Source organism: Bacteroides sp. D20 (genome assembly GCF_003436255.1).
Classification (GTDB): domain Bacteria; phylum Bacteroidota; class Bacteroidia; order Bacteroidales; family Bacteroidaceae; genus Bacteroides; species Bacteroides uniformis.
This window is the reverse complement of the sequence record NZ_QSOO01000001.1, coordinates 121,359-136,026: the sequence shown is the minus strand read 5'-3', so window position 1 is coordinate 136,026 and position 14,668 is coordinate 121,359. Positions and strand designations below refer to the sequence as shown.

The 14,668-nt window shown below is 41.8% G+C and carries 11 protein-coding genes, 1 tRNA gene and 1 pseudogene (1 of these 13 running past the window's edge); 6 read left to right on the top strand and 7 right to left on the bottom strand.

Annotation, left to right across the window (positions count from 1 at the left end):
- Positions 1-10 precede the first annotated feature (10 nt).
- Positions 11-1,504, top strand: coding sequence for a RagB/SusD family nutrient uptake outer membrane protein (locus DXD78_RS00615; protein ID WP_005828414.1), 1,494 nt, complete (start codon positions 11-13; stop codon positions 1,502-1,504).
- Positions 1,505-1,656: 152 nt separating this feature from the next.
- Here DXD78_RS00615 and DXD78_RS00610 read toward each other — a convergent pair.
- A pseudogene (locus DXD78_RS00610) lies at positions 1,657-2,799 on the bottom strand (ATP-binding protein).
- A gap of 135 nt (positions 2,800-2,934) precedes the next feature.
- Positions 2,935-4,155 (bottom strand): ATP-binding protein, encoded by a 1,221-nt coding sequence (locus tag DXD78_RS00605; protein WP_005828427.1) that lies wholly within the window; start codon positions 4,153-4,155, stop codon positions 2,935-2,937.
- Positions 4,156-4,578: 423 nt separating this feature from the next.
- On the opposite strand from DXD78_RS00605, the gene DXD78_RS00600 reads away from it, so the two are divergent.
- The gene (locus tag DXD78_RS00600) at positions 4,579-7,422 is read left to right on the top strand and encodes a SusC/RagA family TonB-linked outer membrane protein (protein WP_317126626.1); all 2,844 of its coding nucleotides are present in this window, start codon (positions 4,579-4,581) and stop codon (positions 7,420-7,422) included.
- A 17-nt stretch (positions 7,423-7,439) separates the two neighbouring features.
- On the top strand, positions 7,440-8,957 hold the full coding sequence (locus DXD78_RS00595) for a RagB/SusD family nutrient uptake outer membrane protein (protein WP_008665784.1): 1,518 nt from the start codon (positions 7,440-7,442) through the stop codon (positions 8,955-8,957).
- Between the two features lie 59 nt (positions 8,958-9,016).
- Here DXD78_RS00595 and DXD78_RS00590 read toward each other — a convergent pair whose 3' ends face one another.
- From DXD78_RS00590 to DXD78_RS00570, 5 genes are all read right to left on the bottom strand, one after another.
- Positions 9,017-9,682 (bottom strand): MarC family protein, encoded by a 666-nt coding sequence (locus DXD78_RS00590; protein WP_008665785.1) that lies wholly within the window; start codon positions 9,680-9,682, stop codon positions 9,017-9,019.
- 52 nt (positions 9,683-9,734) lie between these two features.
- The gene (locus tag DXD78_RS00585; protein ID WP_008665786.1) at positions 9,735-10,433 is read right to left on the bottom strand and encodes a YjjG family noncanonical pyrimidine nucleotidase; all 699 of its coding nucleotides are present in this window, start codon (positions 10,431-10,433) and stop codon (positions 9,735-9,737) included.
- Positions 10,434-10,520: 87 nt separating this feature from the next.
- Positions 10,521-11,399: a hypothetical protein gene (locus DXD78_RS00580; RefSeq protein WP_005835026.1), complete on the bottom strand. Its 879-nt coding sequence runs from the start codon at positions 11,397-11,399 to the stop codon at positions 10,521-10,523.
- Positions 11,400-11,433: 34 nt separating this feature from the next.
- A complete protein-coding gene (gene rsmI, locus DXD78_RS00575; protein ID WP_008665787.1) occupies positions 11,434-12,108 on the bottom strand; it encodes a 16S rRNA (cytidine(1402)-2'-O)-methyltransferase in 675 nt (224 codons plus the stop codon).
- A 13-nt stretch (positions 12,109-12,121) separates the two neighbouring features.
- The gene (locus DXD78_RS00570) at positions 12,122-12,664 is read right to left on the bottom strand and encodes a hypothetical protein (RefSeq protein ID WP_009037212.1); all 543 of its coding nucleotides are present in this window, start codon (positions 12,662-12,664) and stop codon (positions 12,122-12,124) included.
- A 110-nt stretch (positions 12,665-12,774) separates the two neighbouring features.
- On the opposite strand from DXD78_RS00570, the gene DXD78_RS00565 reads away from it, so the two are divergent.
- From DXD78_RS00565 to DXD78_RS20990, 3 genes are all read left to right on the top strand, one after another.
- Complete coding sequence (locus tag DXD78_RS00565; protein WP_005828444.1) at positions 12,775-13,380, top strand: thymidine kinase; 606 nt, start codon at positions 12,775-12,777, stop codon at positions 13,378-13,380.
- A gap of 22 nt (positions 13,381-13,402) precedes the next feature.
- Entirely contained in the window at positions 13,403-14,518 is a 1,116-nt protein-coding gene (locus DXD78_RS00560; RefSeq protein WP_009037213.1) for an AI-2E family transporter, read from the top strand.
- Positions 14,519-14,612: 94 nt separating this feature from the next.
- A tRNA-Lys gene (locus DXD78_RS20990) sits at positions 14,613-14,668 on the top strand (it continues 67 nt past the right edge of the window).

Below are 14,668 nucleotides of genomic sequence, written 5' to 3'. Positions count from 1 at the left end.
TCATTTGAATATGAGAAATGTAATATATAAAATAGCAGCTTGTTCTGCATTAGTAGCCTTGGTGCTTTCTGGCTGTAAAGAATCTTTTCTGGAGGAAGATCCAAATGGATATATTTCATCTGACCAGATAAAAGAAAATGCAGTGTGGAATCCTAATATCATGTTAGGTCAGGCATTAGGTACGTATTCCACAACATTTGCCTGGCAGACAGGCGGTACGACGAATCACGACGATTTCGGACAAAAATCCATTGATATTGCCACAGATTTAATGAGTGGGGATCTGGCAATGAGCGGAGAAACCTACGGCTGGTTTAGCGATGCAGCTAGATTGCAGTGTAATACTACCACAAAAAATAGAACCTACATGCTGTGGAGGTATTATTACCGCATCATCAAGGCCTGCAATGAAATATTTGACACTGTAGGAGGAGATGAAAGTGTACCGGCTAATGAGGATAACCAAAATTATTATGCACAAGCAAAAGCTTTGAGGGCTCATTCGTATTTCAATTTGGTGAATTTATATGCAAAACCTTACGATATTGATAAAAATGCTAAGGCCATACCTCTTTACCGTTCTCAAACCACAGCAGAGACATTAGGACTCTCCACAGTGGAGGAAGTGTATGAACGGGTTATTATCGACTTGAAGGAATCAATAAATATTTTGGAAGAGTTGGAATCAGCAGGTATTGGTCGTCCCAACGGCACTAAGGACCAAATCGACCAATGGACAGCTAAAGGAATACTTGCCTATGTTTATTTGACCAAAGGTGAATATGAGAATGCTGCTGCATTAACTTCCGATATTATCAATAACTCAGGATATCCTTTGATGAGTGAAACTGAAATTATCGAATCTGGATTCCGGAGTATCAATATCGGTTCATGGATGTGGGCATTTGATATTACCAAAGATAACACCGGAGGTTTGCCCACATTCTGGGGACAGGTAGATTATTTCACTTATAGCTACTGTTCTGCAGGTGATTATAAAATGATAGACCATAATCTGTATAATGAAATACCTGAAACAGATACTCGTAAACAGTGGTTTCATCCGTCTGTATTGATTAGCTGGTATAAATTTTATGATGCCGGAAGAAAAGCAATGGGAGACCGTACATGGACAAATGATATTGTTTACATGCGAGTTGAAGAGATGTACCTGATAAATGCTGAAGCCAATGCACGGGCAAATCATCTGCCCGAGGCAAAAGCAGCATTGAAGGCTCTATTAGAACAGCGGGATCAGGCCACGGCTGCAGAAGTGGACAATATGAATGCTGATCAATTACTGGAAAACATATACTACAACTGGCGTGTAGAAATGTGGGCCGAAGGACGAGGTTTACTTACCTTGAAACGTTTCCACAAATCAATGGTACGTGGTGACAACAACTACGCATTGACTGGTGAAACAATCTCATACGATGACTCCAGATTGATCTTTGAAATTCCAGAGCGTGAAGTAACGAATAATCCCAATTTGCAGAAATGATAAAGTGCCACATTAGATTGTGCAAATCAGATGAATAAAAGAGGGAGAGTATCTAAATTTAGAATACTCTCCTTTTTTAATATAACGAAATCTGGTTCTTGTTGTATAAAGAGGGCAACACAAATCATTGCAGATGCACTGACATATCAATCTTATTTAGACTGCTTCAATAACCATATTTCAAAGAATTTATCGTAAACCTTGTATTCTCCAAGTTCACAAGTAACAAAATCCTTGTCCAACAATCCTTTTATAGCTCCTTGTACTGAGCTGGCTGTCAATTTATAGGTTTTCAAGAATCTGGAAGAAGTTATTTCCCTTGCTTTTCCTTCTTTGCAAATGGCAAACAATACCTCCTTTTGTTTGGGAGGAAGTTGATAAAGAAGAGAGGAATAAGTAAAATTCAACTGAGACTAAATGTTTTCGATCGCTATGCTCACTTTGTCTGCCGTACAAATTTCACCTGTAGCTGTCATTGCATACAATGAGTTGGAGATGAATTGAATATACCATGTAATGCCCTCAAAACGTTCATATACGTTCTGAACAGTTTCTTCTGTAATGTCTTTATTGGCTATGAGGAAATGTTTCCTAATAAACTTTGTGTAAGTTCCTATGTCTATTGGATGTAATTCCATGATGGCTGTACTTTGATAGAAAGGGCGTGCTGGACTTGTGAATATTTCGCCCATCATATGCCGTTGGGAACCTGCATAAATAAATCTTGCATTTGCGCAATGCTGAATATGGGTACGCAATACAGCTTCAATATTTTTTCCGGATATTTGGCAATAGCTTGAAATTCGTCAATAGCCACCAGGCAGGGCTTGTCGGCCTTCTCCAAATAATAAAAAATTTCATCCAAAGTAATAGAAGGAGTTTTTATATCTCCCATCTCCAAATTCCAACCGGGATTTCCTGCAAAATCAAATGAAATTCCCGCCCGAAGCGATGACAAGCAACTTAAAAACAAATCCCACGCTTTTCTACCTCGTGGTTTCAGACCATTCATAATTCCTTTGCCAAGCTCAAAAACAAACTCTTGAAGATTCTTAGTCGCATATATATCAATCAAGAAAATATAATATTCCTTTTCGATATGTTTTTTGATGAAAACAATGTTCTATTAAGCCCGTCTTTCCTAAACGACGAGAAGATATTAAAGCTACATTGTTACCATTTGTGATATAACGGGTTAATGTTCCGGTTTCAGCTACACGGTCACAAAAATATTCAGCGGATATATATCCATTGGTTATGAAAGGGTATTCTTCTCCATAAAGTGAATGCTTTATACAAAAAAAATTATAATCTTATTATAATGCAAATATCACAATGCTTTTGTATCGATTCTCCAACTTTGTTTCATATAATCTGTCAGAGGAAATCTGTTGATTTACTCTTCTCATATTGGAAATTAAATTATAGATTTACAATCTTTCTTTATCCTCTGCCAACAAAAAGTTTCGCAGTGAAATCTGTTTAATTCCTTTGTAATTTCCCCCGCTTTGCATTTCATCCATTGTAACTACATATTTGGGGTAATTGTCTGCTATTTCCAAAAGATTGCCAAATTCTCGCCTAACAGTTGCATCATCGGGAAGCATATATGCTACTTGGATATAGACTTTATGGTCGTCCTTGGAAGCAATGAAATCAATTTCCTTATTGCCACTCTTTCCGACATATACTTCATATCCATATCTTAATAAATCAATGCATACAACATTTTCCATTAACTTGTTGATGTCTTTTCGAAAATCAAAATGCTGTATGGAATTATGTAATCCCAAATCTTCAAAATAATATTTCTCACCAATCTCAAAGATTTTCATCCCTCGGATTTCAGCTCGTTGAATTTTGTAAATAAAGAAACTATTGCACAGTGCCTTTAGATAGTTCAGAATTGTCTGCGTGGGAATGTTGACGTGTTGCGACTTTAAATATTTACTAATATTCTGGGCAGAAAAAAGAGAGCCGGTATTATCTATCAGATAAGCTACGAGATTCTCCAAAAAAGATACATTCCGGATTGATTCACGTGCAACCACATCTTTTAGTAGGATAGTAGAATAAACGTTTCTCAAATACTCGAATATGACATTCTTGTCCATTGTTAGATTATGAATGTATGGCATACCTCCGAATGTAAGATAGAGTTTTAGACTTTCGGTGGAGTCTTGGCGTTGATTGAAAGTTAAGAATTCCCCATAGCTAAGTGAGTGAATGGGAAATTCTATATATCTTCCTGCCAATTGAGTAGCAAGTTCACTGGACAGCATTTTAGCATTACTTCCGGTGCAATAGATATCACATTTATTTTCGTTCAATAAACTCCGCAGACACAATTGGAATTCTTCAATCTCTTGGATTTCATCTACAAAAAGATAGTTATGATTATACCCAGTAACCTTCTTTAAAACATATTGATAAAGATCCATGTAGTTCCTAATTTCCGTGAAGGCAAGTTGCTCTTTATCTACAAAAATGATATTGGCTTCCGGTATGTTTTTCTTTATGATATCTGATATCTGTAAAAGAATGTAGCTTTTACCTATCCTACGTTGGCCGGTTATTACTTTTATTATACTTTTATCAATAAACGGTTCAATTCTCTTTATGTATAAAGGACGGGAGATATAATTTTTCATATTCAAACATGATTTAGTTTATATGCAAAGATATAAAACATTTCAATTATAATTGAATATTTCTATGTATATTCCGCATTCATACATTATAAATAATATATGTAAACTAAATATTTCTCAACAAAAAAGAATTTTGGGACTTTTATGGATAAAATCTATATTTCAAGATAAATTCCTCTATATAATTTATCGTTATTCTTGAATAAAAAACATTTGTTGGGTTAATTAGTACATCACAAATTAAAAGGGTAGAATGAAATTTAATAATAACGTGCTTATTATCAGCTTTTAATTATTCAAAATGGTATGAAATGGGTACTTCAAACCACTTACCTCCCTTCGCCATATACCTTTATATAGAATATATAATAGAGTAAGCCTTGTTTTATAATGATTGTAAATTATTAATTTTCAACAATATACATATATTGTAGTTCCGCGAAAACTCTGGTGATTTCGTTTGTTGGTATGCAAACCCAAGAAGTAACGATTAAACCTCATGTAAAGGTAATTTTGAAATCCGATTCTGAGCTGCTTGAAGAGGTTGTAGTTACCGGTTACGGTACATTTAAGAAAGCATCGTTTACCGGAGCTGCTTCTACTGTAAACACTTCCACCTTGGAAGATGTACCTGTTCTTTCTGTTGCCGACAAACTTTCTGGTAATGTCGCTGGTGTTACTTTTGGCTCAAGTTCAAGTAATCCGGGTTCTGTAAGCAGTATCCGTGTACGTGGTATGGGTTCCATCAATGCCGGAAACAATCCGCTTTATGTTATTGACGGAACACCGGTCACAAGTGGAGACTTATCCGAGTTCACTTATAGTGATGCAGGAACTGATATTTTGTCTTCACTCAATACCAATGACATCGAGTCTATCACAGTTATCAAAGATGCGGCTGCTGCCTCTCTTTACGGCTCGCGTGCTGCTAACGGTGTTGTGGTCATTACGACGAAAAGCGGAAAACAAGGCAAAACAAATGTAAGTTTCCGTTCCGACTGGGGTTTCTCAAACATGGCAATAGATTATCGTCCTATGCTCGACGGTGACTCGCGCCGCGAACTCTTATGGACCGGTCTCAAGAATTACGGGTTATACACCGGAAACATGTCCGATGCAGATGCCGCAACTTTTGCAGACCAGAACATCGAGGATTTTGCTTCAAAACCCTCGACCGGATGGACGGATTGGAAAGACCTGCTTTTCCGTAACGGTTCTCATCAGAACTACCAGTTGAGCGTATCTGGCGGTAACGACCGTACCAAGTTCTACACCTCAGCTGCTTATACCAATCAGGAAGGTATCATTTACAAACAAGGTCTGGAACGTTTCACTGGTAATGCAAACCTCACTCATAAGTTTGGAGACTTTGAAGTTCAGGTTACAAGCCAATTCTCAAAAGTAAGACAAAACAAAACTAATGAAGCTACCTCCTATGATGGACCTGTGGCCAATTACGCATTCTTCCAAAGCCCCTCATCAACCCCTTATAATGAAGACGGCACATTAAACAATGGTTGCGGCGTATTTGGAGTCAATCCTTTGTATGAAAGAGAACACAGCTCTGACGTTTATACCCTGATGAAGGCATTCAATACAATCAAGTTGACCTACAATATTTGGGACAAGTTGAATTTAAGTGAAAAGATTGCTTATGATTACGCACAAGGAACCAATGACGTTCTTTGGGACAGACACTCAAACAATGGTGCCCCCGGTGGTGTCATGCAGCGTATCGTCAATCGTAATGACCAGCTGAATACACAAACCCAGCTCTCTTACATCAACTCTTTCGGTCTGCACAATATTGACGCCCTGCTTGGTTTTGAAACACAAGATACGGAATATGCTTTCAACTACATGGCAGGCCAAGACTATCCGGGTGATTTGTACGAATTGACAAATGCCGGTTCAACAAGTGCCGAAACCAACAGACAGAGCTATCGCATGACTTCGTTCCTCGGACGTGCCAATTATAACTACGCAGACAGATATTATCTCGGTCTCAGCTATCGTACCGACGGAAGTTCACGTCTGGCAAGAGAAAACCGTTGGGGAAGTTTCTGGTCGGTTTCCGGAGCATGGAGATTCATAGACGAAAGTTTCCTGAATCCTGTCAAGAATGTATTGACAGATGGAAAGCTCCGTGTGTCATACGGTGTAAACGGAACGCAACCATCAGACTATTACGCTTATATGAATCTTTATAAATACGGAATCATATACAATGGACAGTCAGGAATGTCCATCGTCGGAATTGCAAACCCGGACCTGAAATGGGAAAAGAACAAAACATGGAATATCGGTCTCGACCTTTCATTCATCGACCGTATCTCTGTAACATTCGACTACTATCAGCGTAAAACCAGCGACCTTATATATGACCTCCCCGTATCACAAGTCGGCGGATATTATGATGGCAATTATGGGTATACCACCCCGCAAAACATCGGTTCACTGAAGAACTCCGGTTTTGAGTTGACCATTACATCAACCAATTTCAGAAACAAGGATTTCACGTGGACCACTTCTCTGAACATGGCACACAACAGCAACAAACTGACCAAATTGGATGGCCAGCAGAATGAAATCGTATCAGGACCGCTGATTCACCGTGTAGGCGAACCTTACTATTCATACTATGTTTATGAATACGCCGGAGTCGACGCCGAGACCGGTAAAGAAATGTTCTATCTGAATGACGGAACAGAGAATGCCCGCAAGACAACTACAAATATCTCTGAAGCCAACAAAACTATTGTAGGCAGGCATCAGGCTAGTATAGAAGGTGGTCTTACCAACAACCTCAAATGGAAGTTTATCGACTTGGGCTTCACTTTCACTTATTCATTGGGTGGTGATGCTTTTGACTACTCCACTTGGCAGCACTCCAATGGCGGTTCACATCTATACGGTGGTGCCGTACCGACATACTACGACATCTCAAAGATGTGGACCGGCCCGGGCGACACGAATGCCACATTGCCTAAATTTGAATATGGAAGCGTAGCTTCACTGTCTTCACGCTGGCTGATGCCTACTGATTATCTACGTCTGAAGAACCTCACATTAGGTGTAAGCATTCCGCAAAACTATATCAACAAGCTTGGACTTAGCAAGGCAAGAATTTACTTCTCGGGGTCCAACCTGCTTACATGGAAATCTAAAGACTTATTTGTAGATCCGGAAATGCGTGTAGACGGACTATGCACATTTGAGACTCCGGCATTGAGAACATATACATTCGGAATAGAATTGAATTTCTAACTAATAAAGATACGAAAATGAAAATATTAAAGACATTATACACAGCAACGCTTTGCGCAGCTATGGCAGTCAGCACTTCATCATGCCTCAACAGTTGGCTGGATCAGTCACCCGCAGACGGAATAGATGCTGAAACCGCAATCAAGAACAGCGATGATTTGGCCAATGTGCGGACGGGACTTTATGCTGCCGTTAAAGGTAACAGTAGCCTGATTAATTATTATGGACGCCTCATGTTCGTATACGGTGACATGAGAGGGGAAGATATCCAATATGAATATAACGGTGGAAGTGGAAGAGCAAACTTCTACTACTATATGGAATATACAACTGCCGACAATTTCACCACCTCAACAGCCGTATGGCAGATGCCTTATGTAGTCATAGCACGCGCCAACCGTCTGATTCAGGCAGCAGAAAGTGGCAACCTGACCGACGCGGCAGAGGCAAAAGCCACTATTGACCAATATGATGCAGAAGCAAAAGTTCTGCGCGCCATGGCACTGTTTGACCTTACACGTATCTACGGTAAACCTTATACGGTAGATCAAGGCAGCTCACCCGGTGTGCCCATCGCTACCTCCCCGCTGGAATCGACAGAAAAGCCAAGCCGCAGCACGGTAGCCCAATGTTATGAGGCTATTGAAAAGGATTTGACAGATGCAATCAACTCAAATGCACTGCCCAAAACCAATGAAGTGGGTTATGTCAACCTTTGGGCTGCCAAAGCCTTGCAGGTACGTGTATATATGACAAAAGGCGAATGGAGCAAGGCTTTATCCGTAGCTGAAGACATCATATCAAACTCGTCTTACAAACTTTGGGAACCGTCAGAATATGTTGCTGCATGGAGCAAAAGTGATGCCAATCATTCAAAAGAAATCATGTTCGAGATTTCCATCAACAACAATACTGACTGGACAGACCGTGAAGGTATTGCCTACTTATATGCAGACAAGGCTGGCGCTTCTCCCGGATATGGAGATGTAATTGTCACAAAAGACTTCTCTGACATGCTTACATCCGACCCGGCAGACATCCGTAACGACATATTATTGGCAGCGGCAGCAGGAGGATTTGACAAACGTAAAGTTTACATCAACAAAATGCCTGCTGTAAACGGAGATGTACGTTACTCCAATGTCCCATTGCTGCGCTTGTCAGAAGTTTACTTGTCAGCAGCAGAAGCAGCTTTCCAAGCCGGAGACAAGAACAAGGCTGCCAACTTGCTGAACGATATCATCTCCAACCGCACAACGGATGAAAGCAAACAAGTAACCAGCGGAAACATCACATTAGACCGCATCTACATCGAACGCCGCAAGGAACTTGTAGGTGAAGGACAGCGCTACTTCGATGTTATGCGCCGAGGTGAAACCGTTACACGCTACACGGACGTTAATGACAGAGGATGGCACGACGTATTGAGCGAAGAAGCGCGTACATTCAACCGCGACTCCAAGAAAGCGCTCCCGTTGATTCCCGTCGGTGAAATCAATGCCAATCCGAACATAGAACAAAATCCAGGCTATTAATCAATAGTAGCCTAAAGAAACTTGGGAATTTTCCCAATGTGTTTTTATAAATAAAGTGTTTAGAGGAGGTGTGCCAGTGATGGTATGCCTCCTTCTTTCAATATATCCACCAATATAGGTTTCACTCCGCTGACAAAACACTCAACGGCAATAACCATCAGGATAAGTCCCATTAGGCGCATCATCACATTGTTTCCCGTCTCACCCAAAATTTTGACCAACCGCGTGGAAGCACGCAATATGAAAAAGGTAATCAGATAAATAAAGGCAATCATTCCTATAAGAACTCCTTTCATCTGAATGGTGTGGGCATCCTGCATCAGCACAATGGCATTGGCTATGGCACCGGGACCACAAAGCATCGGAATTCCAAGAGGAGTAATGGAAATATCATCGGCATAAGTCTTGATTTCCTCGTCTTTCAGCTTCATTGGAGTATAACGGGCTTGCAGCATATCGAAGCCAATCTTAAAGATAATAACTCCACCGGCAATACGGAAACCATTGGTAGAGATACCGAAGAACTTAAAGAGGAACTGTCCCGCAAACGTAAAGACCATAATCGTAATAAAGGCAACCAAAGTGGCGCGCGATACTACCGACTGCCGTTCACGGTCCGTCATTCCATGCGTCATGGTCAAAAACACCGGCATGGTGCCGAGAGGGTTTGTCAACGTAAAGAAGGAGGTAAAACAAAGTAGAGCGAAAGGTAAGATTGTGTCCATAGCTGTATAATATACGTTTCTGCAGACAAAAGTACAATTAAAAATTTCAATGTCACAAAATCTGCATCAATTCTTTCAGATTACTGATATGATAAGTCGGTTGAAAAGGCAGTTCTTCCTTCCCGGTTACATTATAAAACACTTGGTGCATACCCACTCCTTTGGCTCCTATCACATCATTTTCCCAACTATCGCCTATCATCAAAGAATCATGCACCTCGGATTGTGTGGCAGAAAGTGCAAAATGAAAGATTTCGGGCCAGGGCTTCAAGATACCGATGTCATCAGAGAGAACAATCTTCTTAAAAAAGCGGTCGATACCTGCCGAACGCATCTTATGACATTGCAGTTCTTGGAAACCATTGGAAAGGATATAGAGGTTATATTTCCCCGCCAAATATTCCAGCACCTCATAAGCATGCGGCATCAGCCGATTTTTTGTGGGAATGACCGAAAAGAAATCATCAGAAAAAGCCTCAGCCAAAGCAACATCCCTCGCCCCTACTGCCTCCAGAGGATATAGGAAACGCTGGCGGTTCAACTCTTCCTTACTGACCTGCCCTCTACCGTATTCTTCCCAGAGTTCTGTATTACGATGCTGATAAAGAGTATAGAAATGCAGGAAAGAGCGAAAGAAACGACCATAGTCATACTTGTGATACATTTCTTCGAATGTATCACGTGCATTAAGGGAAAATGCCCAAAGCGTATCGTCCAGATCAAAAAAGAGGTTTTTATATTGAGATGCCATAACTTAAAGGAAAGGTATATATAAAAATAGACGCAGATTATCAATTCCAATAACCTGCGTCCGTTCTGTATCAATCTTATAACAGTGTTATTTTACTTGGATTACCAAATACTTGGACACACTCCAGAAGTCTTTCGGATTTGTAATCTTCAAAGTCAGCTGTCCTTTATCATCTTTCTCCAACGCATAAGAGCCAGCAGGATGAGTGGTCAAGATATCAGCATCTTTGGAGTATAGTTTAATCTCTTTTGTCGTACGGATATCCACTTGTGTAAAGTAGTCCTTGTTGATATCAGAATCTTTCAGCACCTGGCCTTTTTTGAAAAGTCCGGTATTTGTCAATATCTTCTGGTCCTTCAACTCTTTCTTCGTACCAAATACAAACCAAGCCGTATTGAGTGCCTTATCTTGTTCGGCAACGGTTTGAGCCTTCGCCTCATTTTCGGCAGTCAATTCTTCTTTCTCAGTAGACAAACCGGTTACGGCAGCATCCAGTTCCTGGATACGGATATTCTTGGAAGCCAGCTCAGCCTGCAATTCCTCGATACGCTGGGTCTTTGCCACCAACTCCTGAGTCAGGGACTCCACAGCCCTCTTCAACTGGGCAGAGTTATTTTTACTGTTCTTCAGCATGGACTGTAATTTGGCAATCTGTTCCTTGTTCTCTTCCATCTGCTTACGGATAAATTCAATATCCGACGCAATCTGCTGCTTGGCATTCAAAGAGCCTTCTGCCACAGCACCACGCTGCAAATCCACACGGCTCTCTGCTGCATTAATCTGGCGGAATCCCTCTGAAATATCATTGAAAGTGCCCATCATCTCGTCCAATTCAGCATTACGCTGAGTCAGTTCCATCAATAAAGAATCATTTTCAGCTTTCAGCTGGTTCTTACTGCCACCAGAGAAGCTGTCACACGAAGCCATTACAGCCGCGCATACAATTAAAACTGCTAACTTTTTCATACGCTTTCGTTTTACGTTTGGTTAATGAAGTTATTTAATCGTCTATTCCTGTTACTACAATCACAATTTCACCGCGCGGTTCGTTCGCCGTGAAATGTTCAATCAATTCTGTAAGCGTTCCACGCACCGTTTCTTCGTGCATCTTTGAGATTTCCCGCGAAACAGAAGCCTGACGTTCGGCACCGAAATGTTCGGCAAACTGCGTCAAAGCTTTTACCAATCTGTGGGGAGACTCATAGAACACCATGGTACGACACTCCTCGGCCAATGCCTTCAGGCGGGTCATCCTTCCTTTCTTCTGTGGAAGGAAACCTTCAAAACAGAACTTCTCATTCGGCAGTCCGGAAGCCACCAATGCCGGTACAAAAGCTGTCGCTCCCGGCAAGCATTGCACTTCGATGCCGTTACGCACACACTCTCTGACTACCAGAAAGCCCGGGTCGGATATACCTGGCGTACCTGCATCCGAAATCAAAGCTACAGTTTCTCCCCCCTTTATTCTATTAACAACACTTTCAACCGTTTTATGTTCATTAAATTTATGGTGAGATTGCATCGCATTCTTTATTTCGAAGTGTTTCAGCAATATGCCGGAGGTACGTGTATCCTCAGCAAGAATCAAATCCACTTCTTTCAGAATCCGGATAGCACGGAATGTCATATCTTCCAAATTTCCTACCGGGGTAGGCACTACATAAAGTTTTCCCATACTTATCGGTCGTTTAGCTGAAATATTTTTTGAGGAGTTCCATAAAATCGACGGCGGCTTCATTTTCTTCATCCGGGTGCACTTCCGAAGCAAAAATATCCATAGCCTTGTCCAAAGAAGGAGCCTCACCCAAACGTCGTACCACTTCATTCATCCGTGCAGCATCGCCTGCGAACAGTTCGCGGACAAAACGGAATGAATCGTTCAGACTGATGGCATGTTTCAAATCCTTGGCAGGCTTGATGCGTTCTGCCAAAATAGGAACTGTTTCCGGTTCCTCACATACCATCTTCACTGTATCAGGAATAACCGATTCGACCGGAGAAACCGGTTCGGTCAAAGGAGTAGTAACAGCAGGGGGTTCCTCCAGGGGCGACACAACAGCCGTTGGCGCCTCCTCAAGCAGTTCTTGCAACGCCTCCAAGCGTGCCTTCATCTGCTGGATATTCCGTTTTGCCACAATCTTCAATGTCGGATTGGCATCACTTGAAATGGCCTGCATCAAACATTTCAATTCCTGAATATCTAATTCTATGTCGTTTAATAGGGTTTGCATATCCTTTACACAGTCCGTGTTAACGCTACAAATGTAGAAATAAATAATGAAAAAATATCGGAAAGCAAACAAAAGTGTTACTTTTGCGCTTAAATATAACACTTGAAAACATGGTATTATTTTCAGAAGATCATATACAGGAAACCAAACGCAGGGGAAGAATTGAGGTCATTTGCGGTTCCATGTTCTCCGGCAAAACCGAAGAGCTGATAAGGAGACTGAAACGGGCAAAATTTGCCAAACAACGCGTAGAGATATTCAAGCCTGCCATAGACACCCGTTATTCCGAAGCCGATGTCGTATCGCATGACAGTCATTCCATAGCCTCCACTCCCATCGACTCGTCTGCCAGCATTCTGCTCTTCACTTCAGAGATAGATGTAGTGGGCATTGACGAAGCCCAGTTCTTTGACAGTGGCCTGATTGATGTATGCAACCAGCTTGCCAACAATGGTATACGCGTCATTGTTGCCGGACTGGACATGGACTTCCGGGGTATTCCATTCGGTCCTATGCCGGGACTGTGTGCCATTGCAGACGAAGTTTCCAAAGTACATGCCATCTGTGTGAAATGCGGCCAACTCGCCTCGTTCTCCCACCGTACCGTCAAGAACGACAAACAAGTACTGCTGGGGGAAACCGAAGAGTATGAACCGCTATGCCGAGAGTGCTATCAGCAAGCCATCCAAGCCGACCAAAAGGAAAGCGGTCATTAACAAATACAAAAAACAGAGCATTATGGAACGCAAAAAGATTACATTCGACAGTTTTATCCGCGGTGTCATACTCGGTGTCATCATTATCGGCATCCTTATGCTCTTCAAGCGTTTGAGCGGCGTATTGCTGCCATTCTTCATCGCATGGCTCATAGCCTATCTGATTTACCCCCTGGTCACCTTCTTCCAGTACAGATTAAGGCTCAAGAACCGGGTCATATCCATTTTCTGCGCCTTGTTCAGTATTCTGATTGTAGGAGGAACCGCCTTCTATCTGCTTGTGCCTCCCATGATGGACGAATTCGTCAGGGTAAAAGATTTGGTAATAGACTACTTTTCCAACGGAACCCACGACGGCAATGTGCCCAAAACACTCTCTGAATTCCTCCGTGAGAACATAGACACCCAGTTCGTCACCCAATTGTTCAAGGAAGAGAATATGCTGAACGCCATCAAGGAAACCGTTCCCCGGCTCTGGTCCTTGTTGTCAGAATCCGTCAATCTGCTGTTCAGCTTCTTCACTTTCTTCCTCATTCTTCTCTATATAGTTTTCATATTGCTGGATTACGAAAGCATTGCCGAAGGATGGACCCACCTGGTACCGCAAAAATACCGGCCTTTCGTAGTCAGTGTGATGAACGATGTAAAAGACGGCATGAACAGATACTTCCGCGGACAAGCATTCGTGGCATTGTGTGTAGGTATTCTGTTCAGTATAGGTTTTCTGATTATTGATTTCCCACTGGCCATTGGGCTCGGCTTGTTCATCGGTGCTTTAAACCTAGTGCCCTATTTACAGATTATCGGCTTTATACCTACCATCGTGCTGGCCATACTGAAAGCAGCGGATACGGGAGGAAACTTCTGGATTATCATTGCATCGGCCCTTGCGGTATTCATCATAGTACAAGCCATTCAAGACGGATTCATCGTACCGCGTGTCATGGGGAAAATTACGGGCCTGAACCCTGCCATCATCCTACTGTCTTTATCGATTTGGGGGTCATTGATGGGGATGCTGGGTATGATTATAGCACTTCCGCTTACCACCCTTATGCTCTCCTACTATCAACGTTTCATCATAAACAGAGAAAAAATTCACAAGTTTGAACAGACTGATAATCAACAAGAAGAGTAAAAGCAGAAGTCGTTCTCAAAACTTTTTCCCTTAATCCATTTGTTTTTTAAACAAAAGTAGCTATCTTTGCACCCGCTTAACAGCAATAAGGTCTGATTCGCTAGCTCAGCAGGTAGAGCACAACACTTTTAATGTTGGGGTCTTGGGTTC